The organism is Planotetraspora mira (assembly GCF_016863275.1).
Taxonomy (GTDB): domain Bacteria; phylum Actinomycetota; class Actinomycetes; order Streptosporangiales; family Streptosporangiaceae; genus Planotetraspora; species Planotetraspora mira.
Genome location: NZ_BOOO01000015.1, coordinates 38,080 through 64,101, shown reverse-complemented (window position 1 = coordinate 64,101; position 26,022 = coordinate 38,080). Strand labels below are relative to the sequence as shown.

Sequence of the window (26,022 nt, the reverse complement as noted above, 5' to 3'; positions counted from 1 at the left end):
ACACAGGACCAGTCAGAGCGGTGTGAGTCCAACGGCGAGCCGGCTGCGGCGGCCGTCGGAACGGCCGCTGCACGAGCCCGGTCCGACGCCGGAAAGGAGCAGTGGCGGCTCGGCCGAGTCATCGGGGGATCAAGAGATTCGTCCACCCAATGGAGTCGAAAGACGATGACTGCACACGAAGAAGAGTTCCAGTCCGGTGCGTTGCACCGCAGGTTAGGCCTCAACCGGCGTCAATTCCTCGCAGCCACCACAGGACTCACAGCGGCGGCGACCGTGGCGGGCGTCGGTCCGCTCGCGTCGGCGGCCCAAGCCGCCTCCGGACATGGCCACGGTCATGACCACGGCCACAAGGGCGCACTGGTGGCGCCGAGCAAGCGCGGCATCATCCTCTACACCGTCCGCGACGCGATCTCGCGGGACCCTCTGTCGACCACCCTGCCGTCCGGTTTCCGCCCGGTGCTCGAGGAACTTTCCCGGATCGGCTACAGACAGGTGGAGTTCGCCGGCTACGGCCAGCACGCGAACAGCGAGGGCGGCGCCAACCTGGAGACCGTCGAGGGCGCCCGCCTGCTGCGCCGGTGGCTCGACGACAACGGTCTCGAGGCCGAGGGCAACCACGGCTTCATCCCCGGCTCCTGGCCGTTCACCCAGCCCGACCTCGACCGGTTCAAGCAGCACCTGGAGATCGCCAACATCCTCGGCTTCGGGCACGTGGGCACCGGCAACGACCCCACCGGCAGCGCCTACAAGGCCGACTGGGACGTGGCGGCCGACAAGTGGAACGCGCTCGGCAGGATCGCCTCGGCGGCCGGGCTCAAGCTGTACACCCACAACCACGACGTCGCCTACAGCTTCCTCCTCGACACGGGCCCACTGGACGACCAGGGCCGGCCGACCCGCTCGTCGGGCATCCGGCGGCTGGAGTACTTCCTGAAGATCACCGACCCCAGGCACGTCTGGCTGGAGATGGACATCTTCTGGGCGCACGTGGCCCAGTACAAATACCGCACCTTCACCGCGCCGGACGGCTCGACGCGGACCAACGTCTTCAACCCGCTCCGCGTGGTGCAGAAGCAGACCAAGCGGTTCCCCCTCTTCCACGCCAAGGACGGCAAGTCCAACCCGGCGACCGGCAACGGCTACGACATGGTGCCGTTCGGAACCGGCGACATCGACTACGCCACGTTCTTCTCCCAGATGGGGGCGAAGGGCTACCACAACCCGATGTACGAGCAGGACAACGCGCCCGGAGGCACGGCCAACCCGAACCAGTCGCTCGAGTTCTCCGAGGTGAGCTACGACAACATGGCCGCGCTGCGCGCCCCCAGACACTGAAACCGACTCTCCGTACCGCGTGACCGGCACGGCGGCGCCTGACGCGCCCGTCCGGGACGCGACGGCACTGATCACACAGGTCCGCGACCTGTGAATCCGTGACGCACGACGACCGAGGGCGTCCGGGTCCGGCGACGGGCACGGGCGCCCTCGTGGTGTGTACGGCGAGCGGCGACGGGCGTACAGCGTCGTCAGGCCCCCGGCCTGAGGTAAGAACGGACACCCGACGCGCATTACCTGGTGACACCTTCCCCGGACGAAGGAGTAGAGCCAGTGACAGAACCAGATGCGGGCGCCCGGTTCACCGAGATGTACGCGGCACACCACGAGCAGGTGTACGCGTACGCGGTGAGCCGGGCGGGCCGGCAGCTCGCTGACGACGTGGTCAGCGAAACCTTCCTCGTCGCGTGGCGGCGACTGTCCGCGGTCCCCGAGACACCGTTGCCGTGGCTGCTCGTGACGGCCCGGAACGTGGTGCACGGGCGATATCGGGCCGAGATACGGCAGGCGTCCTTGGCGGCCGAGTTGCGCGCCTGGGTCGACGAGGCGGACGCGGATGTGGCCGACGGAGTGGCCGAACGGTCAGCCGTCCTCGCCGCTCTGGCCAGGTTGAGCGAAAGCGACCGCGAACTGCTGACGCTGGTGGCATGGCAGGGCCTGTCCAACCGGGAGGCCGCGCACGTGGTCGGCTGCTCGGTCGCCACGTTCTTCGTCCGGCTGCACCGCGCTCGAAAACGGCTGGAAGAGGCCATGGGAGAAGCACCGTCCACATTCGATCTGAAGGAGTTCAGCCGATGAGCCGGCATCGCGACGTGGTGCAGTTGTTGTCCGAGGCCCGGCCGGCGCAGCTCGACCGCGGCCTGTCGATCGACCTGACCACGATCACCGCCTTCCCGCAGGAAGCTCCCACCCGTAAGACGAACACGCGCCGGCTGGTGCTGGCCGCCGGACTCGTGCCCACAGTGGCGGCGGCCGCCGCCGTGGCCGTGACGGTCGCCCAGAACCCGGCCGCCCCGACACCTCGGCCCACCCTCTCGCAGCGGACCGCCCCGGCGGACAAGCCCGCAACGGCGCAGCAGTTCCTGCTGGTCGCCGCCGAGCAGGTCGCCGTGGGCGAGGCCGCCACCGGTCGTTACTGGACCACCACAACCGAGCACGGGGAGACCCGCCAGGTCGGGCCGAAGGCCGGGCCGTACGACATCGTCCTCAGGATGACCGCAGAGAGGTGGATGGCGTCCAGCCCGAAGGACAAGAGCTGGGAGTTCTACCAGAGCCTCGGCGCCGCGCCGGCCACCGCGGCCGACAAGGAGGCATGGAAGCGGGACGGGTCGCCGGCCCAGTGGACCGAGCCGGCGCCGAAGGGCATGAAACCGATCGTCATCGCGGCAGCGGGCGGGCCCCGCCGGCTCAGGACTCCAGGTGGCATGGGCCCCAGGGACTACCTTCTGGGCGGACAGCCGATCTCCCCGGCCGCGTTGTCCGCCCTCCCGGACGACCCGGCGGCCCTGAAGGCCTACTTGGTGAGGAAGCACAAGGACACCGGCGGCCTCGAAGGCAGGAACGACTACCTGTTCAACAGCGCCGACGCGCTCGTGCTCGAACTACCGGTGACGCCGGAGGTGCGTGCGGCGGCCTACAAGCTGATCGCCGGACTCGACGGGATCACCAGTCTGGGTACGGTCACCGACCAGCACGGCCGTAAGGGCGTGGCCGTGGCGTACACCCGGCGCGGCGACGCGGGCGCCCGCGCCCAGACCCGGCTGATCATCGACCCGCGGACCGGGCACGCGCTCGCCGAAGAGTCCTGGCACCTCGGCGCTCGCGACAAGCTCATGAGCTACACCCTCATCACCGGGGCCGCCTGGAGCGACGACGCGCCCCCGTCGAAGTAGGCGTGCACAATCGAGAGCCGCTCACGAGGTCTTCACCTGTGGGCGGCTCTCGCCGTACGCGGCCGAGGCCTGGATGTTCGCCGGCCGAGGGTCAGGACAGGCGAGTGGCGGAGATCCCGCCGTCTACATAGAGCGTGATGCCATGGACCATGGCCGCGTCGTCACTGACGACATACAGAACGCCGTTGGCGATGTCGTCCGGCCGGACGACGACGCCCGCCGGGGTGGCGGCGGTCATCGCGTCAAGCTGTGCGCGGCCCGCCTCGTTGCCCGGCGTGAGGGTCGCCCCGGGCGCGACGGTGTTAACCCGGACGCCACGCGGCCCGTACTCCGCAGCCCAGCTGCGGGTGAGCTGCTCGTCAGCCGCCTTGGTCGCGGTGTACATCGCCGCGAAGGGGCTACCGACCCGGGCCATCCAGGAGCCGATGGTGACGATGGCGCCGCTGCCCCGCTCGGCCATGGCCGGCGCCATCGCGGCGACCAGGACGTGGGGGGCGCGGACGTTGACCGCGAGCATGGCGTCGAGGTCCGCGTCCGGCAGGTCCTCGGTCAGCGTCGCCGGGTAGATGCCGGCGTTGTTGACCAGGATGTCGACGCGTCCGCCGAGCACGTCCGTGGCCTGTGCGGCGAAGGCCCGCAGCTGCTCGTATCCGGCTCCCAGGTCCGCCGCGACGAAGTCGGCACGCCCGCCGGCCTGCCTGATCTCCCTGACGACCCGCTCCCCGCGGGTCGCCTGCCTGCCGCTGACGACGACGTGTGCGCCCTCTCCGGCCAGTACGCGGGCGATCGCCGCGCCGATCCCGCTGGTCGAGCCGGTGATCACGGCGGTGCGGCCGGCCAGCCGGGAGGCGGGGACGCCGGCTGTGCTGTCACTCATGTGAAGGGAAGTCATGGGCCCCTTTCTAGGGCGGCCCCCGGGTACCGGGCCAGGGCAGGATCAACCTGGGCACGGCAGGACCAGCCAGGACGCCGGCAGGCCACCTATCCTGGGGAAATGCCACGCGACCGCGCCGCGCTCGGGGCGTTCCTACGCTCCCGCCGGGACCGCCTCACCCCCTCCCAGGCGGGCGTCGCAGCCTTCCCCGGGGCCCGGCGGGTGCCGGGGCTGCGGCGGGAGGAGCTGGCCGTGCTGGCCGGCCTGAGTCCGGATTACTACAGCCGGCTCGAACAGGGACGCCAGGCCAACATCTCCGCCGAGGTGCTCGACGCGTTGGCCCGGGCGCTGCGCCTGGACGAGGTCGAGCACGCGCATCTCCACGACCTCGCCGCGCCCACCGCGCGGCGCCGCGCCGCGACCCCGCACATGGTCCAGCGTCCCGATCCCGGGCTGCTCAGGCTGATGCACACGCTCGACCACGTCCCGGTGCTGCTGCTCGGTCATCGCGGTGAGGTACTGGCCCGCAACGCCCTGCTGGTGGAGGTGCTGGGCCGTCCGCTGGAGCCGGGGACGTCGTTCGTCCGCTTCATGTTCCAGGACCCGGTCGCCCGCGAGCGGATCGTGAACTGGGCGGACTTCGCCTCGGCCACGGTCGCGACGATGCGCCGGGAGATCGCCCGCCGCCCGTACGACAACCGCCTCGTGGCGCTCATGGACGAGTTGCGCGCGACCGACGGCGACGTCGCCCGGTGGTGGGACGACCACGCCGTCCGCGACTACGCGTCGGTGACCAAGCGCGTCCAGCACCCCGCCGCCGGCCCGCTCTCCTTCGCCATCGAGATCGTCTGCGCGCCGCACGAACCGGACCAGCGGCTCGTCGTCTACACGGCCGAGCCCGACTCCCCCACCGCCCGCGTCCTGCCGATCCTGGCCAGTTGGAACACCGCGCATCAGCTCTGACCCAGGCCGACACTCGCCACCGCGGGCCGAACACGGCCACAGACCGGCCCGGGCTCCCAGGCCTGTTCCTTGAGCCGGATGCCGTGGCGTGTCGGCGAGCGGCATGGTGCACCTCCACGGAGCGGCGGTCTGGGAGGTCAGACGGCGAACGGCACTGCCAGGGCGAGGATCGAAGCGCCGAACACCACCACGTGGCGGACGTTCTGCAGGATCCACGTCCAGGCGGGGAAGCCGTCCTCGGCCGCCTTGAGGAGGGCGCGGACGTCGACGCGGGCCAGCATCGGGTCGCCCTTGCGCCGGAAGGCGGCCTGCACGGACTTCGCGGCGGTGAGGTTGCTGTACAGGATCAGGCAGTTGCCGAGGATCACGATCGTCTGGAAGACCCAGGTCAAGGGTCGGGCCAGGTCGCCGCCGTACAGGTTGAGCCCGGCGAGCGCCGCCATGACCGCGGCGACCGTCACCGGGACCGCCGTCTCATGGCCTCCGGCGTCGAACCTCATCCCGTTCTCGGCCAGGACGGTGGGCCGCACGCCCTGACGCTCCAGCTCCGCCTCCGCGCTCGCCGTCGCGGCGGCTCCGTAACGGTGGCGGCCGATCGGGATGCTCAGGAAGGCCGCGGCGACCAGCAGCTGCATGACGGCGACGAAAACGTTCACGGGAGGTCTCCTTTCATCGGCGCCCTCCGGCGCCCCATCCACTTGCACTATGTTCAAGTGGAGCGTAGACCCGTCCTTGAACTAAGTGCAAGAGTTGTCTTGAACTTTGTGCAAGTCGCCGCCCGAGCCAGCATCCCCTCATCCCGATACGGGCGCGGGCGGTGGGCGGGACGGCCCTTGACAGGGACGGAACCACGCACGTATAAAACCATCTAGTTATAGAACTGGAAGGTAATCAGCGTGGCTCCCGACATTCTCGACGCGACGTTCGCCGCACTGGCCGACCCGACCAGGCGGGCGATCCTGGCCCGGCTGGCGCAGGGCGAGGCCACGGTGATGGAGTTGGCCGCACCGTTCGCGATGAGCCAGCCGGGCGTTTCCAAACACCTGCGCGTGCTGGAGCGCGCCGGCTTGATCTCCCGGGGCCGCGACGCACAGCGGAGGCCGTGCCGGCTGGAGGCCACCCGGCTCAAGACCGCGATGGACTGGCTGGCGGACTACCGCTCCTACTGGGAGGAGAGCTACCAGCGGCTCGACGACCTGCTGGGCGAACTCGAGGCCGGCAGGTCCGGCGCCGGCGAGCGGGAGGCCCTGTGATGTCACGGCCGGAGCAGGGCCTGTCCGTGACGACACCGTCCGACACCGAACTGGTTCTGACCAGGACGTTCGCCGCGTCCCGCCCGCTCGTGTTCGACGCGTTCACCCGGCCGGAACTGCTCCGGCGGTGGCACGGGGCGCGCGGCTGGCATCTCGTCGTCTGCGAGATCGACCTGCGTCCGGGCGGCGCGTGGCGCTTCGTGTCCCGTGGGCCGGACGGCGCCGAGATGGGCCTCAGCGGGGTGTACCACGAGGTCGAACCGCCGTACCGGCTGGTGCAGACCGAACTGCACGCCGGCTGGGAAGAGGGTGAGGCGCTCGTCACCACCGTCTTCGACGAGTTGCACGGCCGGACCACGATGAACACCACCGTGCGCTACTCCTCGCGGGAGATCCGCGACAGCGTGCTCCGTACCCCCATGAAACGCGGCGCGGGCGAGGCCTACGACCGGCTCGCCGAGGTGCTCAGCGAAACGACCCTGAAACGACCCTGACGACCCTGAAGGGCGATCACCGATGACCGACTCCCAGCCCGTCGACCTGCGTCCCACGCATACCGAGATTCCGGCCGACGTCGCCGACATCCCGGCCGACCCCACCATGCCGCCCGTACGCCCCGGGATGTTCCTGCTCGAACTCGTCCCGGTGCCCGTCGAGGACATCGACCGGGCCAAGGCCTTCTATGTGGCGCTCGGTTTCCACCCGGACGTGGACGTGCGACCGGCGGACGGGGTGCGGATCGTCCAGCTCACCCCGCCGGGATCGGCCTGCTCGATCGTCCTGAGCGAGGGAGTCCCGTCGCTCGACATGCCCGTCGGGACACTGCGCGGCCTGCACCTGGTGGTGAGCGACATCGAACAGGCCCGGGCGACGTTCGTCGAGCGCGGCGCGGACGTGGGGCCGGTCGAGGACCTGGGCGGTGTCTTCTACGCCGCCTTCGCCGACCCGGACGGCAACACCTGGACCCTCCAGCACATGCCCTGGCGGACCTGAGCCGCGCGTCGGACGATAGAGCCGCCCATCTGCATGAGAGATGGAATGCATCTGTTTCCGGTCCGGCAAAGCTGGTAGGTGGGACCGTACCGCGCTCGTTGGCATCCATGTGCGGCGAAATCCTCGCCGCCGCCTCCGGGCGCACCGGCTCATCGAAAGACGAAGACCATGGTCCAGTACAGGAGCGAGGTCCGCGACGGCATGCGCGTGGACTGGGACGTGCCGATCCGGATGGACGACGGGGTGATCCTCCGGGCTGATGTGTTCCGTCCCGTCGAGGACGGACGGTATCCCGTGATCATGAGTCATGGACCGTACGCCAAAGGGTTGGCGTTCCAGGAAGGCTTCCCGCACATGTGGAAGCCTCTTACGGCCGATCACCCCGAGGTTCTGTCCGGATCGTCCAACAGGTATCAGAACTGGGAGACCGCGGACCCCGAGAGGTGGGTGCCTGACAGCTACGTCTGTGTCCGCGTCGACTCGCGCGGCGCCGGACGCTCCCCCGGCCGCCTCGACATCTTCTCCCCGCGCGAGACCCGCGACTACTACGAGTGCGTCGAATGGGCGGGCACCCGGCCGTGGAGCAACGGCAGAGTCGGCCTGCTGGGGATCTCGTACTACGCGGTGAACCAGTGGCAGGTCGCCGCACTGCGGCCGCCGCACCTCGCGGCCATCTGCCCGTGGGAGGGGGCGAGCGACTACTACCGGGAGTTCACCCACCACGGCGGTCTCCTCAACATCTTCTCCTCCGTCTGGTATCCGGCCCAGGTGACGTCGGTGCAGCACGGCGTCGGCGCACGCGGGCCGGTGAACCCGAACACGGGAGAGCCCGTCGCCGGACCCGAGACCCTGCCGGACGAGGAACTGGCCGCCGGACGCGCCGACGTGGCCGCCGAACTCCGGTCCCACCCCCACGACGACGAGTACTACCGGCAACGCTCGGCGGAACTGGAGAAGATCACCGTGCCGGTGTTGTCGGCCACCAACTGGGCCCACCACCTGCACACTCGTGGCGGGTTCGAGGGTTACACCCGCGCCGCCTCCGACCACAAGTGGCTGGAGGTCCACGGGCTCGGGCACGTCACCGAGTTCTACACCGGCCACGGACTGGCGCTGCAGAAGCGGTTCTTCGGGCACTTCCTGAAGGGCGAGGAGACCGGCTGGGACCGGCAACCACCGGTGGAGCTCAACGTCCGCCACGTTGACGGAAGTTTCGAACTGCGGCCGGAGCAGGAGTGGCCGCTCGCCCGGACCCAGTGGACCCGGCTCTACCTGGACACGCGGAGCGGCGCGCTGACCGAGCGGCCCCCGTCCGGCGACACGGCCGGCGACACGGCCGATGACACGGCCGATGACACGAGCGCGGACTTCGAGGCGCTCGGCGACGGCCTGACCTTCGTCACCGAGCCCTTCGCCGACGAGGTCGAGATCACCGGGCCTGCGGCCGCCCGGCTCTTCATCTCCTCCACGACCGCCGACACGGACCTCTTCCTCACGCTGCGCGTGCTCGACCCGGACGGCGGGGACGTCACCTTCGTCAGCGCGCTGGACCCGGCCGGCGTCGTCGGCATGGGCTGGCTCCGGGCCTCACACCGCGCCGTCGATCCCGAGCGCAGCCTGCCGTACCGGCCGTGGCACCCCCACGACCACGCGGAGCCGCTGACGCCGGGCGAGACCGTACCGCTGGACATCGAGATCTGGCCGACCTCGGTGGTCGTGCCGCCCGGCCACCGGCTCGCGGTCACCGTCCAGGGCCGGGACTTCGAGTTCCCCGGCGACGGCCCGTGGCCCGGCTCCTACGGCGTCGCGATGAGGGGGCACGGCATGTTCCTCCACACCGATCCCGGCGACCGTCCGGCCGACGTCTACGGCGGCACGACCACACTCGTCTCCGGGCCAGACCGGCCGTCCTACCTGCTGCTGCCCTTCATTCCCCGTACGGCCCCGAGCCCCGCCGCCACCCGGCGCGGGCCCTTCCCCGACGGCCGGCGCTGAACGGCTCAGGCCGGAGCACCCGCATGCCGTACGTGATCCAGGAATCGGCGGGCGGCGGGGCTGGCCGCGTGCCCCTTGGGCAGGACGAGGTCGACGCGGCGCTCCAGGCGGACGCCCGTGAGAGGGACGAGCCGGAGCGAACCGGTGGGCCGCGGGTGGAGGGAGAAGTCCAGCCCCTGGGGCACGAGCGCGATGCCCACACCCGCCGCGACGAGATCGAGCACCATCGTCCATTCGTTGACCTCGCACACGATGCGGCGGGTCAGACCGGCGTCCCGGAAGGCCGAGTCGATCAGCACCCGGATCGCCCACTCGGGATGGGTCTCCACGAACTGCTCGCCGTCCAGCCGGTCGAGCGTGAGGACCTCGGCCGACGCGAGCGGGTGATCGGGGGCGCAGGCCACCACGAGGGGCTCCGCGACGAGAGGCACGACGTCGAGGCCCTCCGTGTGGTCGGGCACCACGGTGACGAGCGCGCAGTCGAGTTCACCGGCCGTGACCATCGCGAGCATCTGCAGGGCGGGCAACTGCCGTACGGCGATGTCGACACGGGGGTGGGCCCGCGAGAACTCCGCGAGCCACGTGGCGAAGGGCAGCGTGTGCCCGATCGTCTGCAGGGCGCCGATGCGCAGTCGCCCGGAGAGCACTCCGTGGACCTCCTGGACGGCCTGGTGGGCGGCCGCCGCCGCGTCCAGCGTGTGACGGGCGGCGGGAAGCAGCGCCTCCCCCTCGGCCGTCAGCCGGACCGGACGGGTCCCCCGGATGAACAACAACGCGCCGACCTCCTTCTCCAGAGCTCGGACGGAGGACGACAGACCGGACTGCACGATCAGCTCGCGCGCGGCGGCGCGAGTGAAGCTGCGCTCCTCGGCGAGGGCGACGAAGTGGCGCAGGTGACGGAGCTCCATCGGCCGAGTATCTCAACAGGAGATGGAACTCATCTCCGCCAGGTACGGCAGAGCTGGTAAGAGCTCTCGCACGGAGCTCGTTGTCCCGATGCGGCCCGCCGGATCGTCCCGGCCGGGCGACCATGGAATTCAGGCCTGAAAGGCGACAGATGAGCACCACCGCGCGGGTCCCCCGCCACGCCCCCTCGCCCGCTCGTGAGGCACCCGGCGGGCGCATGCGTGTCTCGCACACCTCCGGGTTCTGGGCGGTGGCGGCCGCGTTCACCTCCCTGATGGCCTTCGGCACCGTACCGACTCCGTTGTGGCCCCTCTACCAGGACCGCGACCATTTCGGTGCGACCACGGTCACCGTCGCCTTCGCCGTCATGGTCGTGGGCGCCGCCGGCGGGTTCCTCGCCCTCGGGCATCTGTCCGACCGGCTCGGGCGCCGCCGGGTGATCGTGCCCGCGCTGCTGGTCGGCATCGTGTCCGCCGTCGTCCTGGCGGCCTGGCCCGCGCTTCCCGGCCTGATCGCCGGGCGGCTGCTCACCGGCGTCGCCGTCGGGCTCATGGCCTCCACCGCCACGGCCTACATCAGCGACCTCTATCACCAGGCCCGCCCCGAGCGAGCCGGCTCCCCCGTTCCCGGGCTCGTCGCGACCGCCGCCAATCTCGGCGGGCTGGCCCTCGGGCCCCTTGTCGCGGGCGTTCTCGCCGAGTGGGCCCCCGCTCCGCTGACCACCTCCTACATCCTGTTCGCCGCTCTCATGGCCGTCCTGCTCGGGCTGGTGCTCGTCACCCCCGAGACCGTCGACACCGAGCTCAAGGCTCAGGACCGGCCGGGCAGGTTCGCCCTGCTTCCCGGCCGTCGCACCGCGTTCGGCGGCGCGGCGGGGGTCGGCTTCTTCGCCTTCGCCGTGATGGGCCTGTTCTCCTCCCTCGGCGCGATCATCGTCCGCGGCCAGCTGGGCATCACCTCCCAGTTCGTGATCGGCCTCGCTCCCTTCACCGTCTTCGCCGCGTCCGCCGTCGCCCAACTCGCGCTGGGCAGGCTCCCCCTGCACCGCCTGCTCATCACGGGCACCCTGCTCTTCCCCGCAGGCCTGGCGCTCACGGCGCTCTCGCTCTACCACCCCGCGCTCTGGCTGTTCCTCGTCGCGGCCGCCCTGGCGGGCGCCGGAGCCGGCCTCCTCTTCAAGGGCGCCATCACCCAGAGCGCCCTCTCGGCCGTCCCCGCCTCCCGAGCGGGCGTGCTCGCGACCTTCTTCGTCATCGCCTACCTCGGCATGGGACTGCCGTCGATCGCCTTCAGCCTCGTCATCCAGCACGCGGCCGTCGAACCCACGATGATCGGCTTCGCCGTCGCCCTCTCCCTCGGCGCCGTCGCCGCCGTCGTCACCGCCGTCCGCGCCGCCCGCTGACGCCTCGAGCGATTCAGGCCGTCGCGGCGAGGAGGGACTCCGCGATGGTCGTACGGGCGTAGAGGACCGAGCGGCCCGCACGGTGGGCGCTGACAAGACCCGCGTCACGGAGCGCGCTCAAGTGCTGGGAGACCCCAGCTGGGGAGATGCCGGTACGGCGGGCGAGTTCGGTCGTGGAGGCCGGGGCTTCCAACTCGGCCAGGATGACGGACCGGGAGCGGCCGAGGACACCGGCGATCGCGTCGATGCGCGGAATCGGGCGATGCTCCCACAAGGTGCCGGTGCCGCGGGCGGGGTAGGCGAACTGGGGCGGCTCCGGCGGGCGCGACCAGGTGAGCATGCCCCCGGCGAAGGCGGAGGGGATCAGCAGCAACCCCGGCCCGGTCGTCTCCCGGGAGATCCCGCAATGCTTGCGGACCATCCGGAGGGTGTTGTCGTCCCAGCTCACCGTGGAATGCAGGTCGTTGAAGAAGTGGCCCGCGCCGTGCTCGGCCACCTGCCGGGCACGGTGGAAGACGTCCGCGTCCAGAACCACACGGATCTTCGCCCAGTAGGGGGCGAGCGCCAGCTCCCAGTAGAGCTCGATCTCCTCCGTGACGCGGGCCAGCCGGGCTTCCGGGTCAGCGCGCAGAGCCTGGCAGTGGGGACCGGTACAACCGAGCATGTCGAGATCCGCCAGAACCTGATCGGCCGGGGTGGCGCGGATGACGGCGAGTTCGGTGTCGAGGGTGGGGGTCGGTTCCCCAGGTGACGGAGTGAGGAAGTCGGGGAGATAGGCGGTAGCCGGGATCAATTCGGCCAGGGAGCCTGAGTCCAGCCTGGCCGCGGCCACTCGCGGCCGAACCTGATCGATCCAGGGACGGTGTACGGGATTCGCCGCGCCCGATGCCAGCAACCGGAAGCTGGTGACGACCTGCCACATCGGCGAGACCGCGAACCGGGTCAGGGCCAGATCGTCGGCCGAGAAGACCAGCTCGGAGAACATCACGGCTCCACAGATTCGATCTGGACTTAATCAATGGTCATGAGTGTACGGCGGACGCAAGATCTCCGACATGCTCTCCACCTTCAGCGGGCTGCCTCGTACCGCCTGGGTCGTCTTCGCCGGCACCGTGGTCAACCGGCTCGGTTACGTGGTCACGCCCTTCCTCGTGTTCTACCTCGGGTCGCGCGGCATCCCCACCACGCAGACCCCGTACGTCCTGGGTGCGCTGGGCGCGGGCAACCTGATCGGCCCGGTGGTCGGCGGCCTGCTCGCCGACCGGGTGGGCCGGCGTCCCACGATGCTGACGGGACTGATCGGAACGGCTCTCGCACAGGGCCTGTTGTTCGCCGCGCCGAACGTGGTCACGCTGGCACTCGCGGCGGCGCTCCTCAGCGCGGCGGGTTCGATGGTCAGCCCGGCCTCGGGCGCGCTGCTGGCGGACACCGTGCCGGCCGAGCGGCAACGCACCGCCTTCTCATTGCTTCATTGGGCGATCAACATCGGCACCGCCGTGGCCGGAATGCTCGGCGGGTTCCTCGCGACGCACGGCTACTGGCTGCTGTTCACGCTGGACGCGGCGACCTCACTGGCGTTCGCACTCATCGTCGTCGCGCTGCTGCCCGGCGCGAAGACCGGCGCCGTGCGGACCGCCGGCTCCGGCAGCGGGACGGGCTACGGAGTCGTGTTCCGGGATCCGCTGATGCGGGTGTTGCTCCCGCTGCTCGGCATCGGACTGGCGATCTATTCGCTCACCGAGGTCTGCCTGCCCCTGGCGATCCGTGACCACGGCCTGCCCCCCACCACACTCGGCCTGATGGCCACGCTCAACGCCGCCCTGGTGGTGGTGCTGCAACCGATCGCCACGAACTTCTTGGCCCGGTTCCCGCAGATCCCTGTCTATGTGTGCGCCAGTGCGCTCGCCTCGACCGGCATCGCTCTGACCGGAGTGGCGCACGACACCTGGTCATACGGCGGGACCGTCGTCCTCTGGTCGATCGGCGAGGCGATGGTCGGCGGCATCCCCGGCGCGATCGTCGCGAGCCTCGCCCCCGCCGACGCTCGCGGCCGTTACCAGGGCAGCTACCAGTGGACCTGGGGCATCGCCCGATTCATCACCCTGGGTGTGGGCACCACCGTCTACGCGACCGCCGGTCCCGCCGTGATCTGGTGGTTCAGCGCCTTCGCAGGCATCGGCTCCGCTCTCGGAGTCGGAGCCCTGGCCCCGATGATCGCCCGCCGAACGGCCGCTCCCGCGCCCGTCCCCGTTCCCGCCGGATCCACTGACACAGGGTGTCAGTGAACCCGGCCTAGCGTTCACGGTGTGACGGAGAACACACACTCAGACGGCCGCCATGACTTCGACTTCTTCCACGGCCACTGGAGAACGCGCAACCGCAAGCTGGCCGACGTGCTCGATCGCGACTGCACGACCTGGGTCGAGTTCGACTCGACCCTGCGCTGCGAGCCCGTTCTCGGCGGGCTGGGCAACGTCGAACCCTTCTCGGCGCCGGCCATGCCGCCCTCCGGCGAACCGCTCGACGCCATGACGCTGCGGCTGTTCGACCCGCGAACCGGGAACTGGCGGATCTGGTGGATCTCCCCCCGGCAACCGGGGCTGCTCGACGACAACCCCATGGAAGGACGCTTCAGCGGAACGCACGGCGAGTTCTTCGCCGTCGAGATCATCAACGGCGACGAGGTGCGGGTGAAATGGGACTGGGACGACTTCGGCCCCCAAGGCGCGCGATGGGAGCAGCGCTTCTCCTACGACGACGGCGTGACCTGGCACCTGAACTGGAGCTCGGTGCACACCCGGTCGGACTGACCGTACGGCAGGAGCCCCCGTTCGCCCCTGCCGTACGGATTCCCTACGCGGCCGCGGTCAGGGGCGGGCGCCGAGGCTGTTCGTCCAGCCCATCGACTTGTAGGCCATCGTCAGGAGAGGCTTCGATCCTTCGCCGAAGGCTGCCTGGTAGGCCAGCAGCCGTCCGGTGTCCGGATCGACGATCAGCCGGAATGACTCCCTCTCGGGGTTCCCCTTGACGGTCATCTCGATCGCCATGCCGGAGCGGCCGAACGGGTCCTTCACTTCTCCGGCCACGGTGAGGCCGGGCTGGTCGGCGAGGACGCGGTAGAGAGCCGCCCGGGTCCCCGGTGTGACCGGCCCTGCCAGCAGGTCCTGCGCCGTCGACCAGACGTACTGCAGGAAACTGCCCTTGAGGGGGTACTTCGGGTCGTTCACGTCGGCCTGGTACCTGTGCTTCAGCTCCTTCTCCAGCCCGTCCTTAGTGGTGGGCAGCTTCGCGAGCTCGGCCATGCTCAGCTGCTGCTGGCCGATCATGAAGTTGAGCGCCATGTCGTAGTTGTTGACCCTGGGCTTGGTCGAGCCGCCGGTGTGGAGGGTGAGCGGGGGCGCGCCCAACTCCTTCCACTTGGCCTCGTCGGCAGGCGAGTCGAAGGCCGTCGCGAAATCGATGCCGGTGATCGTCCGGCTGCGGTCCTTGGGGCTCCGCGCCGACCAGGACTCCTGCGAGGTGGAGACGGAGGCGGTGAACGGCAGCATCCGCACCTTCGGGCTCTTGCCCGATCCCGACTTGGTCACGATCCGGTCGACCCGTGAGGTCTCCCGTTCGAGGGTGTACCAGTAGCGACCGGTCGTGGTCGGCTCGCGTGCCGCGGTCGCCGCGGCCGCCAGCAGGATCGAGTGGGCGTCCAACCGGGTCGCCGAAGGACTCGGAGCCGCGGCGACGGGCGTCGTGGACCGGCCGTTTCCGGAGACGGCGTCCCCGGAGACCATGCCGGGGACGATGATCGCCGCGGCGGCGAGTCCGGCGACGGCGGTGCCGGCGATCAGGAAGAGGGGGCGGCGCTGTGACAAGGTGATCCTTCGGGTCTGCAGGGGGGGTCGGGGGGTCTCGAACGCGCTGGCCAGATCCGCGGACCGGCGCCGCCGATAGGCGTCGTCGGTCAGATCGTCCAACTGCGCCGGCCTGAGCCGGGTGACCATGCGGTCGGTCATGTCGTGCTCCCGATGGGGGTCTCTGGACGGGTCAGGCATCAGATCTCCTCCAAGGACGGGCGTGCGGCGGCCCGGTACGGCGGCGCGACTCGCGTCTCCGCCCGCATCGCCTTGGACAGGCGCGTGCGGGCACGGTGGAGGCGCACGTTGTAGGTGCGGGCCGAGCAGCCCATGACGGCGGCGGCCTGGTCGGGCGTGAGGCCGTGCCAGGTGGCGAGCGTGATCGCCTCGAGATCGTTCTTGCGGAGCGAGGCCAGCGCGGCAAGCGCGCTCTGCCGGTCCAGCACGTGCTCGGCGACGTCCCAGCTCGTCTGGTCCGCGGCCGTGGTGAGCACCGCGATCCGGTCGATCAGGGCCTGGCCGCGGTGCCGTACGTCACGCTGCTTGGCGAGCAGGTTGCGGGCCACCCCGAGCAGCCACGGCAGCGGCGGGTCGGGGAGCTCGTCCAGGCGGCGCCAGGCGACCAGGAACGTCTCGCTCGACACGTCCTCCGCCGTCTCGCGCCCGGCGCGCAGCAGCGCGTAGCCGAGCACGCTGCGATAGTGCCGGTCGTAGAGGTCGGTGAAGCGTTCTTGGGGATCGTTCACACCCAGTACTCCCTCCCGGCGGGCCCCGATTACCGCCCTCGACAAGGAATATGCGACCGGTATGACCCCCGAATCCGGCAGGGTGGGGCGATCATGGTTGTGACCTGCGCGTCAAGGCTCGATGAGCCGTGTTCAATTCCTGAACAATGTGTTGCGGCCCACTTCCGTGAGGACGCAGGATCTCCAAGTACCGGGGCGACACCCCCCGGCCCGGCGAGACCGGCCGGCGTCGACGACGCCGCTCGGGACCCTCGGCGGGCGACTGCCTGGTGGCCGACGGAGGAGGATCCAGCATGACGACGCAGTTTGGCGACCTCGCCGCTCGGGCGCCGGTCAACTGCGATCAGCATGGCGACGAACGCACGCAATGGATACTCGCCCAGCAACTCCAGTTCGCCGCGGACGTCTCACACGAGTTGCGTACGCCTCTGGCCGCACTGAGAGTCCAGTTGGAGGAGGCGCTGCTGCACCAGGACGAGACCGAGCTCCCCGATCTCCTCGCCGCCCTGTTGCACGACGTCGACCGACTCGAGGCGATCACGACCGACCTGCTCCTGCTCACGCGGGTGGCGGCGGGCACGACGCCGGCCGAGCGAGAGAAGATCGACCTGGCCGAGACGGTCCGGGCCGAGGTCTCCCGGAGGGCGAGCGGCCACGAGGTGCGGCTCCGGCTCGAGCGCGGAGTGGTGGTCCAGGCCGTCCCGAGCCAGCTCGACCGGTTGCTCGCCAACCTGCTCGACAACGCCCACCGGCACGCGAGGACCATGGTCGAGATCCGGGTCCGCCGCGACGGCGACTGCGCCGAACTCCACGTCATCGACGACGGACCTGGAATCGCCGCACCGGACCGGGAAAGGATCTTCAGGCGGTTCAGCCGGCTCGACACCGCCCGCAGCCGCGACTGCGGGGGCACCGGCCTCGGCCTGGCGATCGCCCGCGACATCGCACATGCTCACGAAGGCACCCTCCGCGTGGCGGATGCCGCCGGTGGCGGCGCGTCCTTTGTGTTTCGGCTTCCTCTGGCCGACCCTCCCGACCGACCCGTCAGGTTGTGGGAGCGTCTGAGGCAGAAGTCGGTGACCGGCCCCTGGGGTCCACAGGATTCCCTCGTCATCGTGACCGCCTGTTGTCCACCAGGTCCGGTCGCGTCGGCGAGCACACGATCCTTCCAGGTGACCAGGTCAGCGGAGGCTGTCTAGGTTCGCCGGTACGGCCACGACGGTGAACGCCGGCATGGCCGTACCGGCGGACGATCTCTCGCGTACGGCGAGAGCAATTGAACAGGGCAGGTTCGCCGGGAGTGCGTACGGCGGGGCCTCGCGGCGGTCAAACGCCGGCAGACGACCAGGGCGGTTCGGCCGTGGACCTACCAGCCCGGCCATGGACCTACCAGCCCGGCCGGTGGACCTTTCAGCCCGGCCCCGCCGGCGGACCTACGTCAGCCGGTAGCGCCGGAGCTTCTGATAGAGCGTGCCTCTGGAGATGCCCAGCTTGGTGGCGGCGGCGGACTTGTTGCCCGCGCACTCGGTGAGGACGTTCGAGATGATCTCGGCCTCGGCACGCTCGATCGGGGTGAGCCCCACCGGCTGCGGGTCGGCGGACAGCCCGGGAAGGACGCCGTCGGCACGCCGGCCGATGGGAGAGACTCCGGCCAGAAGGAGCACCACCCCGTCGGCCAGGGTTCCCGGCGTCAGAGGGAACATGCGGGCGGTCACCGTCCCGCTGAGACGGATCGTCGTCGCCGTCGGCCCGGCCTCCCTGACCGCCGCCCACAGGCGACTCTGGTCCAGGTTGAGCGTCGTCGCCGTCTCATCGGCGATCATGATGTGATCGTAAAGCGTGATGACCGGACTGGCCGTCGACGCCCGGTAGTTGAGGAAGACGTCGAGCAGGCGGCGCTGCTTGGCGGTGGAGGCCGCGTACAGCGCCGATCTGACCTCCTCCGCCAGGAGTTGCACCGCCATCCGCAGAAGGTGGTTCGCATCGGCCGCTTTGCAGGTCACGTCGACGGCGCCGACGACCCGGCCGGTTATCGGATGGACGATCGGGGCCGCGGCGCACGCCCAGGGGTGCAGCGGTTGTTTGTAGTGCTCCCTGCCGACGATCATCGCCGGGCGGCCGCTTTCGAGGGAGACCCCGATCGCGTTGGTTCCGACGTGCTCCTCGCCGAAGCGCGCTCCCTCTTCGAACTGGTACTGATCGAGCGCACGGCTCAGTGATCGCTCGGAGACCCAGCGCCAGCTCAGGTTGCCGCTCGTGTCGGCCAGTGCCAGGCAGGTCGAACTGCCCGCGAGGACGTCGCCGAGCTTCGACAACACGGGGGCGGCGGTCCGCACGAACGCGGAGCCCGAGTCGACCTCGATGTGACCGACATCGAGCCGTTCGGGGTTCACCCCGCTGTACTGGGATCGTCGCCAGGACTTGACGATCTCCCCGTGGACACCGGTGGGTTCCCCCCCGGATTGGAAGATCTCCCACGCGTTGTGAGCACGCGCCATGATCCCCCCGATCCAACGCCGCCCTTGTTGACCCGTCTTATCCCCTCTGTCTACCTTCTGACGAACTTTCGCAGGTAGCGGGCATGCCCAACAATTGGCGAATCCATGGCCGACCCTTGAACAGACTGCACCCCGGCCCCTCGGATCGCTGGAGAACCGGCCGCCTCAGCCGTTGTACGGCGGGGCGACGCCCCAGCCCCAGTGCGGGACGGGCGCCTGCTGAACGGGATCGGCTCCCGGCTGGGAGTTGCTGAACGCGAGCCGGGTGCCCCACTCGATGTAGCCGGCGAAAGCGGCGCGGAATTCGGGGTCGCCGGGGATCGCGACCTGGTCGGCGGCGTCCATCAGCAGGCTCACCCAGCGGCGCCGCATCGGCTCGGTGATGGCCTTGCCCAGGTGCATCGTCAACATGTGGTGGTAACCGCCCCGCTCGGTCGTGTACCTGGCCGGACCGCCGAAGACCTCGGCCAGCCACATCGCGACATAGCGCGGATGGCCGGGGTCCATCCCCTTGAACAGGGGCCCGATCAGGTCATCGGACGCGACAAGGTCGTAGAACCTCTCCATGAGCCGTTCCAGCGCCTCCGTGCCGCCCACCCAGTCGTACAACGACGGGATCGAACCTCCGGCGCCGCGCACGGCGGTCCGCTGATAGAGGCTCGCCTCTTCGACGTCGTCGGCGAACGGGGCGGTCGCGGAGGAGAACTCCTGGTAGAGGTCGCTGTTCCGGAAGCCCTCGAGCTGGTCCTTCGCCGATGTCCAGGTGATGCGCAGGATGTAGGAGCTCGGCTCCGCCGTGCTGCGGGAGAGCTCGTAGTCCACACATTCCGGGGCACGCGAGAGGCAGGCGGCCGCCCGCTGGTAGGCCTCCACGAAATCGTCGCTCAGCTCGGATGGGACGCGATAGCGGACGTACTGGACGATCACGAACTGTCACCTCGTCGGGGAACGCTTTTGTCAGCCGAAGGCCTCTGTAGAAGAGTAATCAAGTAAGCAAACTACTCAGACCTCGGGGTGTGTGGCGTTCGGCACCGTAGCGACAGCCGCGTAGTCCCTCCATAAAGACCGGGGCGGAACGGATACTCAAATGATCAACCTCGGGCGAGAAATGAGATCGATCACACGGGCATCATTCGGCCGGATGCCGCCTGACCATCACCGACGTTCAGGAGCGCAGGCTCACGGATCGTTCCTCGGCTCGGATTTCTGCTCGGGCTTGGGCGGGCCCGACGAGGCGCTCAGCAGTCCGCGAGCCGTCTCTATCTTCTCCCGCAGAGCCGGATCGAGGGCGAGGAGCAGGTAGAGACCCGCCCACGCGACGCTCACCCAGACCGCCGTCCGATAGGCGTCGCCGGCCAAACCCATGATCGGGTGCAACGCCACGACGAGCAGAATCGGAAGCCCCATGACGGCCACCGCTCGCGACACCGGCAACACGTACGCCTGCCACCCCCGCCGTCGCATGGGCTCCGGCGGCCGCGAGATACGACGCAGCCTTCCGTACTCGCCTGCGGCGATCGCCCCGGCGGCCTGATTGAGCTCCGCCATGACATGGCTCACGGCGCCCCGGCCCGCAAGCACCCGGCTTTTCATGACACGCAGGGCGTGCGCCGCGTCCCGCGCCAGTGCAGTCATCCGCTCGGTGGTGATCGGGTCGCCCCCGGGCATCTCGCGCGGCAGATCCCGCTCGACCAGTTGCGCCGCCCGCTCGATTCTCGTGGCGCAGGAGACCCGATGCTCCGGTCGTACCTCACCACCCGGTCCGTCGATGTAGTCCACGGCCTGGAGGAGCTCGCCCACGATGGCCCATCGCGCGTTGCGGCGCCTGGTCAGGCTGGTACGCAGGTTCGCCACAAGCGTGGCCGTCGACGCTCCCGCGGAGCGCGCGACCAGGACGATCTCTGTGCTGAGCAGCGTAAAGCCGATCATGGCGACCACAGGACCCGCGTCCAAGTACAGGAGCACGGCCGCCAGCGCCAGGATGCCTCCCATCTCGCCGAGCGCCCGTGTGATCGTGCGAATCATGTACCACCGGTTCCGGATCGCTCTGATCGGCAGATGCAGGGCCAGACCGAGCGGGGCCGCGATCGAGGCGACGACCGTCTCACTCGTCCACGTCCATGGGCCCGCCAGGGAGGCTCCCCTCCTGACGACGAGCCACGCGAGGAGCGCGCCCAGGACGGCGGCGATCACTCGTATGGCTGTGTGGGCGAGATCCTCCTGCTTCCCCTGCCGCACCAACGTGAGCAGAAACGATTCGTACCCTCCACGGGCTTCCACTGTTCGCAGACCATGCGGCCTGCTCAAGGAATCCAGCCGGCTCGCGTCTCTCGCCCAGAACTCCCATGAGGTCAGAACGCTCATCTCGAACGCCCGCCGAGCACGCCGCACCGGACCGGACGGCGGCCTCGAAGCGGCGTCCCGCGAGAGATCGGAGAGTTCTCGCGCATCACGCGCGAGCGTGAACAGTCCCATCTGCCTATGGATCCCGGCCAGAGCATCGGTGGCCTGAAGTGAGGGATGCGCGTCGAGCAGTCTGATGGCCTCCCGGTAACCACCGAGGTTGCCAAGATGGGCCGCCAGACGAGTGACGGCCCCGACGTCGCCGGGCACGCGCTCATGGGCACGTTGGAGGCAGACATAGGCCACTTCGTTCGGGAGGTCCATGTCGGCCATACGGATCAGGATCTCGGCGTGCCGTTGAGCGTCGAAGCGACTGAGCCCCTCGTCCACGACCGCCATCGCGTCCGTCCCCGGGACCAACTCGACCAGCAGGCACCACAGCTCCGGGTCGTTCGGCACCGCCGTGACCGCCTGCCGTGCGGCCAACGCCGCCTCCTCCCGCAGGCCCGCCCAGCGCAAGTAGCTGATGTGACTGCTGTGCCCGGTCGCATGGCGGGGAGCCAGTTCCGTGGCCGTCTTGGCATATCGGGCGGCGAGATCATCGCGGTCCCAGCGCGAGGCCACCGACGCCGCGGCCAGGAGCACGTCCGGATCGTCTGGACGGCGCTGCGCGAACTCAGCGAGGAGGATCGCCGCCTCGCCGTACCGTCCGAGTCTGTAAAGGAGATCCGCTCGCCGCTCCGTCAGGTCGGGCGGCTCAGGATCAAGTCTGGGGAGCCGTCCGAGCACGCGCAGCGCCGCTCGCTCCCTCCGCTTCTCCGCGTATGCATCCGCTACATCCAGAAGGAGCCCGGGCCTGCCCGCGCGCTGTGCGGCCTTGAACGCGCGACGGCGTAGACGAAGCCGCAGCAGCGCCGAGACCTCGGTCTCCCGGCCGAGGACACTCCCTGGATCGACTCTGAGCAGCCGGCGTGCGGCGACGAGCTCACCGATTCGGCTGCGAGCTCCATATATGGCCAGCTTGCGCATGTACATGCGCCGGGGCCGCCTGAAATGCGCCCACGCGCGCCGCAATAGAGGGAACGCAGTCGTGACGCTGATCCGCCGATCGGCCTCAGCGGCTGGCGGCGCCGTCCTGCTGCGCTGTCCAAGTCCCGACGCGGGAGGGAGGAATGCCGCCCAACCGTCGTCCGACGCCGCCTCACGGCCCAGAGCCCGCAGCGCCCTGTCTCGCTGCGATCTCGCGTTCGCTTCCTCAGGGTCCGTCGCCATCGCCCGCTCCGCCTGCCGGAGCGCCTCGATTGCCTGGCCGTGGCTGAGCAGCAGCTCGGCAAGGGCCACCTGCAGCCTGACGTCGCCCGGCACGCGTTCGACGGCTTCGCGAGCCGCGAGGAGAGCCTCGGCCATGCGATCGTTTCGCCTGAGGATCGCCACGCGGAGGCGCAGCGCGTCAGCACCTTGTTCGGATTCGAGGATCTCCAGGGCCATGTCGAACTCGTCATGGTCGTCGTAGATCTGGGCCACCTCGGCGGCGGGCAGATTCAGGGTCACCTGTCGGGCCTCGCCGACCCGGCGCAGGCTGAGCAGGGCCTCGACCTTGCGCCGCCGCAGATCCTCAGCCGATGGATCCAGCTCCAATCCGGCCTCGGCCGCGCCCAACGCCTCGGCCCGCAGGTTCAGTTCGAGCGCACGATCCGCGAGCAACAGGTAGAGGTGCGCATCTCCCGGCAACCGGTTGACCGCGTCGCGGGCGGCCGCGAACGCCTCCAAGTCCCGTCCCCCCGCGGTGGCGTACTCGATCCGCGCTTCCAGCGCCCGTGGGTGCGCGGGCTGTACGGTCAGCAGCCGGCTTACCCACTCCACGGCGCGTGTCGAATGGTCCTGATCGTGGAAGAGTTCGGCAACGGTCAGGCACGTGTCCGCGAAGTCCTCCTCCGGCGTGGCCTCGAGGAAGGCGGAGAAGCTTCGGTCCGCACGACGCAGCCGTCCCTGCTCGAGTGCATCGACGCCACGGCGGAAGTCGGGATTGCGCTCGATCGGATCATGACCCGCTTCAACGGCCTCGGCCACTGATTCGCCTGCGAGATCGTTGGTCACGCTCCGGTTCTATCCGAATATCGCATCTGTTGTCCTCAGTTCACGGCGAGCTGCGAAGAGACGCGATCAGGCCTCTTCGGGGTCGCGGCCGGAAGCGGAGCGGCCGCCGTCGACGGGCACGATCGCGCCGTTGACGAAGCTGGCGTCATCCGACAGCAGGTAGGCCACCGCCGCCGCCACCTCGTCGGCCCGCCCGACCCGGCCCAGCGGATGCAGCCGGCCCATCTCGCCTTCGATCCGCGCGGCGGCCGCAGGATCCCGGCTCCCCAGGAAGTCCTCGTACCTCTCCGTGCTGATCGAACCGAGCGCGACCGCGTTGGTCCTGACGCCCGACGGGCCGTAGTCGACCGCCAGCGCTCGTGTCAGCCCCTCCGTCGCGGCCTTGGCCGTCGCGTACGGCAGAGCGCCTCGCACGGCACGCTGCGCCTGATGTGAGGAGACGTTGACGATCGCACCGCCCCGGCCGCCCGTCAGGAACCGGCGGACCGCGGTGCCACAGCCGGTCACCACCGGGGCGAGGTTCAGCGTGATGAGGTCGAGGACGTCCCGCGCCGCCGACGAATGCAGCGCGGCGTCGCGGAAGACCGCGGCGTTGTTCACCCACCCCGCGAGCGTTCCACGGAACTCCGCCAGGTCGGCCGCCCGTTCGGTCACGGCCTCGTCCGCGGCGTCGCCGGCCACGGCCGTCAGGCGTGACCCGGCGGGGTGGTCGTCGGTCCACGCAAGCGCCACCGGGTCGAACTCGATGACCACGACGGCGTCCCGGTCGCCGAGCAGCCGTTCCGCGATGGCACGTCCGATGCCCTGGCCGCCCCCGGTGACGACGTAGGAATTGCTCATGATCCCTCCTCGGTCGGGCTCGCCCCTACCCGGAGAAGGCCATGACAGCGCCACCTCTCCGTGGACCGCGGCCGAGAACATCGGGGCCACGCTCGACAATCCACTGGAATGTCGCCTGAAGGCCACAAACCGCATCGCTGATTTCGCCGTCTCTTCTCACAGTTCGGTCCTTGACCCGGGGACGGCATGAGCCTCGGTCGGCCCGGCGGAAGGACGATCAATGAGGACACGATCGCTGTACGGCCTCGCCGCCGCCGCGATGATCATCGCTCTGACCACGGCGGTCGGGCCGGCCCAGGCCGCGCCGGCACTCCAGGCCGCATCCCAGACTGCATCCCAGACTGCGCCGGCATCTCCGGCCGCGGTGGCATCACCCCGCACGCCACCCCAGTGGAAGATCTTCTACGCGGGGAGGCTCACCGAGGGATTCCTGCACTCGGTCGCCGCGCCGAGCCCGTCGAGCGCGTGGGCGGTCGGCCAGTACCAGGATGAGGACGGACACGGCCATGCGGCCGTCCTGCGCTGGAACGGCCGCGGCTGGAGCCTGGTACCTCCCTCTTCGCTCCCCGACATGAAGTACTGGTACTCCGTCAGCGCGTCCTCGGCTCACGACGTGTGGATCTACGGGTGGAACGAGGAGAGAGCGGGGGTCGCCCACTTCGACGGGAGGAAATGGCGCGAGGTCGCCTTCCCCGACCTTCCTGAAGGTGCTCCCGTCTCCTACGCCGAGGTGGCCTCCGTACGCGGAGGCACGTGGCTTGCCGGGGAGACCTGGGTGTCGCGGCGCGTCCACGGAGGCTGGAAGACGAAGACGCTGCCGGAGGGCGTGCGCATCAGTTCGATCGACGCCCGCTCGGCCACCGACGCGTGGATCGCCGGAACCGCCTACTCGGCGGAGAAGGGCCTCCAGCCCTACACCGCGCACTGGAACGGCCATGCCTGGAAGCCGGTGAAGATGCCGGCCGACAACCTGGGTGTGAACGACATCTGGGCCCAGTCCGGCAGGAGCGTCTGGGTGACCGGTCTGATCCCCGTCGGCGAGGGATGGACCCCGACGGTCCTCCACTGGAACGGCAAGAGCTGGAAGAACGTCCGCATGCCCGACGAGGGGCAGTGGCCGCTGGCGATCAGCGGCAACCGCGGCGAGGTGTGGGTCACCGGCGATCCGGCCGGCTTCGCCGGGCCGCCGCTCTACTGGCGCTTCGACGGCAGGTCCTGGAGGACGGTCGCCGGCAGGCTGCCCGCCGGCGGACGGGCCGAAACGGTCACCGGGCTGGCCCCGATCAGGGGGACGAGCCGGTTGTGGGCGGTCGGCAGTTACATCGTCGACGACGGCGAAGTCGCCCACAGCTTCGGGCTCGTCCAGCGCGACCGCTGAAACCGCGACTTGCCACCGGGGGCATGACGGAAGGCCCACCGGCCCCCGGTGGCATTCAGCCGGCGATCAGCCGGCCTTCTTCGTGATCTCCTTGCCCTTCGGGGTGATCGCGTGCCAGGTGCCCTCAGACAACTGGCCCTTGACGTCGCCCGCCGCCTTGTCCCCGGCGAACAGGTAGACCGGGTGGTCGTCGATGGTGAGCTGCTTGAAGCCGTCCTTGCGGGCGACCGAGCCGACCAGGCCGGAGTCGATGCCCGCGACGTCGGTGGTGGCGGGCACGGGCGGCCAGTCGACGGCGCACTGGTCGTAGCAGTCGGACGTCGCGGGATGGGTCTTGTCCTTGTCGTACGCGTAGACCGTCCGCCCTGTTCCGTCGACGACGATCAACCCGAGCGGCGACGTCGACGTGCCGACCGGCCCGCCGACGACGGGTTCACCGGCTGCCGGGGCGTCGGAGCCGGAGACGGCCGGAGAGGCGGCCGGCGCGGGAACCTTGGCTGCGGGCGAGGAGGCGGCGCCCGTCGTGCCGTCGCCGGACGAGCAGGCGGTCGCGAGCCCGGCGACGGCGATCGCGGCGGCCACGAGGTGGCCCGCACGGACACGAGTGTTCATCAGCGTGGTCCTTAGACGAGACATACGGATCAAAGGTTCGACCGTACGCC

24 protein-coding genes are annotated in these 26,022 nt (G+C 69.9%); 13 read left to right on the top strand and 11 right to left on the bottom strand.

Annotated elements, in window-relative coordinates:
* Window positions 1–165: 165 nt before the first annotated feature.
* From Pmi06nite_RS13805 to Pmi06nite_RS13795, 3 genes are all read left to right on the top strand, one after another.
* On the top strand, window positions 166–1,335 hold the full coding sequence (locus tag Pmi06nite_RS13805) for a sugar phosphate isomerase/epimerase family protein (RefSeq protein WP_203953368.1): 1,170 nt from the start codon (window positions 166–168) through the stop codon (window positions 1,333–1,335).
* A 273-nt stretch (window positions 1,336–1,608) separates the two neighbouring features.
* Window positions 1,609–2,133, top strand: a complete 525-nt coding sequence (locus tag Pmi06nite_RS13800) for an RNA polymerase sigma factor (protein ID WP_239113886.1) — start codon at window positions 1,609–1,611, stop codon at window positions 2,131–2,133.
* Window positions 2,130–3,227, top strand: coding sequence for a CU044_5270 family protein (locus Pmi06nite_RS13795; RefSeq protein WP_203953367.1), 1,098 nt, complete (start codon window positions 2,130–2,132; stop codon window positions 3,225–3,227). The genes Pmi06nite_RS13800 and Pmi06nite_RS13795 overlap by 4 nt, the downstream gene beginning before the upstream one ends.
* A 91-nt stretch (window positions 3,228–3,318) precedes the next feature.
* Here Pmi06nite_RS13795 and Pmi06nite_RS13790 read toward each other — a convergent pair whose 3' ends face one another.
* A complete protein-coding gene (locus Pmi06nite_RS13790) occupies window positions 3,319–4,104 on the bottom strand; it encodes an SDR family NAD(P)-dependent oxidoreductase (protein WP_203953366.1) in 786 nt (261 codons plus the stop codon).
* A 117-nt stretch (window positions 4,105–4,221) separates the two neighbouring features.
* On the opposite strand from Pmi06nite_RS13790, the gene Pmi06nite_RS13785 reads away from it, so the two are divergent.
* The gene (locus tag Pmi06nite_RS13785; RefSeq protein WP_203953365.1) at window positions 4,222–5,064 is read left to right on the top strand and encodes a helix-turn-helix domain-containing protein; all 843 of its coding nucleotides are present in this window, start codon (window positions 4,222–4,224) and stop codon (window positions 5,062–5,064) included.
* 137 nt (window positions 5,065–5,201) lie between these two features.
* On the opposite strand, the gene Pmi06nite_RS13780 is transcribed toward Pmi06nite_RS13785, so the two are convergent.
* Window positions 5,202–5,720, bottom strand: coding sequence for a hypothetical protein (locus Pmi06nite_RS13780; RefSeq protein ID WP_203953364.1), 519 nt, complete (start codon window positions 5,718–5,720; stop codon window positions 5,202–5,204).
* 240 nt (window positions 5,721–5,960) lie between these two features.
* Between Pmi06nite_RS13780 and Pmi06nite_RS13775 the strand changes: the two genes are divergently transcribed.
* The 4 genes from Pmi06nite_RS13775 to Pmi06nite_RS13760 all read left to right on the top strand — a co-directional run bounded on the left by Pmi06nite_RS13775 (window position 5,961) and on the right by Pmi06nite_RS13760 (window position 9,305).
* On the top strand, window positions 5,961–6,317 hold the full coding sequence (locus tag Pmi06nite_RS13775) for an ArsR/SmtB family transcription factor (RefSeq protein ID WP_203953363.1): 357 nt from the start codon (window positions 5,961–5,963) through the stop codon (window positions 6,315–6,317).
* Window positions 6,317–6,811 carry an SRPBCC family protein gene (locus Pmi06nite_RS13770; protein WP_203953362.1) on the top strand — a complete coding sequence of 165 codons (495 nt, stop codon included), beginning with the start codon at window positions 6,317–6,319 and terminating at the stop codon, window positions 6,809–6,811. The genes Pmi06nite_RS13775 and Pmi06nite_RS13770 overlap by 1 nt, the downstream gene beginning before the upstream one ends.
* A gap of 22 nt (window positions 6,812–6,833) precedes the next feature.
* On the top strand, window positions 6,834–7,310 hold the full coding sequence (locus tag Pmi06nite_RS13765; protein WP_239113885.1) for a VOC family protein: 477 nt from the start codon (window positions 6,834–6,836) through the stop codon (window positions 7,308–7,310).
* Window positions 7,311–7,478: 168 nt separating this feature from the next.
* A complete protein-coding gene (locus Pmi06nite_RS13760) occupies window positions 7,479–9,305 on the top strand; it encodes a CocE/NonD family hydrolase (protein ID WP_203953361.1) in 1,827 nt (608 codons plus the stop codon).
* A gap of 5 nt (window positions 9,306–9,310) precedes the next feature.
* On the opposite strand, the gene Pmi06nite_RS13755 is transcribed toward Pmi06nite_RS13760, so the two are convergent.
* Window positions 9,311–10,213 (bottom strand): LysR family transcriptional regulator, encoded by a 903-nt coding sequence (locus tag Pmi06nite_RS13755; protein ID WP_203953360.1) that lies wholly within the window; start codon window positions 10,211–10,213, stop codon window positions 9,311–9,313.
* A 149-nt stretch (window positions 10,214–10,362) separates the two neighbouring features.
* Between Pmi06nite_RS13755 and Pmi06nite_RS13750 the strand changes: the two genes are divergently transcribed.
* The gene (locus tag Pmi06nite_RS13750; protein ID WP_239113884.1) at window positions 10,363–11,613 is read left to right on the top strand and encodes an MFS transporter; all 1,251 of its coding nucleotides are present in this window, start codon (window positions 10,363–10,365) and stop codon (window positions 11,611–11,613) included.
* 13 nt (window positions 11,614–11,626) lie between these two features.
* Here Pmi06nite_RS13750 and Pmi06nite_RS13745 read toward each other — a convergent pair whose 3' ends face one another.
* On the bottom strand, window positions 11,627–12,598 hold the full coding sequence (locus Pmi06nite_RS13745; protein ID WP_203953359.1) for an ArsR/SmtB family transcription factor: 972 nt from the start codon (window positions 12,596–12,598) through the stop codon (window positions 11,627–11,629).
* A 70-nt stretch (window positions 12,599–12,668) separates the two neighbouring features.
* Here Pmi06nite_RS13745 and Pmi06nite_RS13740 point away from each other — a divergent pair, with 70 nt between their 5' ends.
* Both Pmi06nite_RS13740 and Pmi06nite_RS13735 read left to right on the top strand, forming a co-directional pair.
* The gene (locus Pmi06nite_RS13740; RefSeq protein WP_203953358.1) at window positions 12,669–13,898 is read left to right on the top strand and encodes an MFS transporter; all 1,230 of its coding nucleotides are present in this window, start codon (window positions 12,669–12,671) and stop codon (window positions 13,896–13,898) included.
* Between the two features lie 21 nt (window positions 13,899–13,919).
* Entirely contained in the window at window positions 13,920–14,423 is a 504-nt protein-coding gene (locus Pmi06nite_RS13735; protein WP_203953357.1) for a hypothetical protein, read from the top strand.
* Window positions 14,424–14,480: 57 nt separating this feature from the next.
* On the opposite strand, the gene Pmi06nite_RS13730 is transcribed toward Pmi06nite_RS13735, so the two are convergent.
* The gene (locus tag Pmi06nite_RS13730; RefSeq protein ID WP_203953356.1) at window positions 14,481–15,656 is read right to left on the bottom strand and encodes a CU044_5270 family protein; all 1,176 of its coding nucleotides are present in this window, start codon (window positions 15,654–15,656) and stop codon (window positions 14,481–14,483) included.
* Entirely contained in the window at window positions 15,656–16,204 is a 549-nt protein-coding gene (locus Pmi06nite_RS13725; protein WP_239113883.1) for an RNA polymerase sigma factor, read from the bottom strand. The genes Pmi06nite_RS13730 and Pmi06nite_RS13725 overlap by 1 nt, the downstream gene beginning before the upstream one ends.
* Window positions 16,205–16,497: 293 nt before the next feature.
* Here Pmi06nite_RS13725 and Pmi06nite_RS13720 point away from each other — a divergent pair, with 293 nt between their 5' ends.
* Complete coding sequence (locus tag Pmi06nite_RS13720; protein ID WP_203953355.1) at window positions 16,498–17,403, top strand: sensor histidine kinase; 906 nt, start codon at window positions 16,498–16,500, stop codon at window positions 17,401–17,403.
* A gap of 234 nt (window positions 17,404–17,637) precedes the next feature.
* On the opposite strand, the gene Pmi06nite_RS13715 is transcribed toward Pmi06nite_RS13720, so the two are convergent.
* The 4 genes from Pmi06nite_RS13715 to Pmi06nite_RS13700 form a co-directional block, all read right to left on the bottom strand.
* Window positions 17,638–18,702: a helix-turn-helix domain-containing protein gene (locus tag Pmi06nite_RS13715; protein ID WP_203953354.1), complete on the bottom strand. Its 1,065-nt coding sequence runs from the start codon at window positions 18,700–18,702 to the stop codon at window positions 17,638–17,640.
* Window positions 18,703–18,867: 165 nt separating this feature from the next.
* Window positions 18,868–19,629, bottom strand: a complete 762-nt coding sequence (locus Pmi06nite_RS13710) for a group II truncated hemoglobin (protein ID WP_203953353.1) — start codon at window positions 19,627–19,629, stop codon at window positions 18,868–18,870.
* A 252-nt stretch (window positions 19,630–19,881) separates the two neighbouring features.
* Complete coding sequence (locus tag Pmi06nite_RS13705; protein ID WP_203953352.1) at window positions 19,882–23,142, bottom strand: tetratricopeptide repeat protein; 3,261 nt, start codon at window positions 23,140–23,142, stop codon at window positions 19,882–19,884.
* A gap of 66 nt (window positions 23,143–23,208) precedes the next feature.
* On the bottom strand, window positions 23,209–23,982 hold the full coding sequence (locus Pmi06nite_RS13700; protein ID WP_203953351.1) for an SDR family NAD(P)-dependent oxidoreductase: 774 nt from the start codon (window positions 23,980–23,982) through the stop codon (window positions 23,209–23,211).
* A 220-nt stretch (window positions 23,983–24,202) separates the two neighbouring features.
* Between Pmi06nite_RS13700 and Pmi06nite_RS13695 the strand changes: the two genes are divergently transcribed.
* On the top strand, window positions 24,203–25,360 hold the full coding sequence (locus Pmi06nite_RS13695) for a hypothetical protein (RefSeq protein WP_203953350.1): 1,158 nt from the start codon (window positions 24,203–24,205) through the stop codon (window positions 25,358–25,360).
* A 66-nt stretch (window positions 25,361–25,426) separates the two neighbouring features.
* Here the strand turns inward: Pmi06nite_RS13695 and Pmi06nite_RS13690 are convergent, their stop codons facing one another.
* Window positions 25,427–25,972, bottom strand: a complete 546-nt coding sequence (locus Pmi06nite_RS13690) for a COG4315 family predicted lipoprotein (protein ID WP_203953349.1) — start codon at window positions 25,970–25,972, stop codon at window positions 25,427–25,429.
* Between the last annotated feature and the right edge of the window lie 50 nt (window positions 25,973–26,022).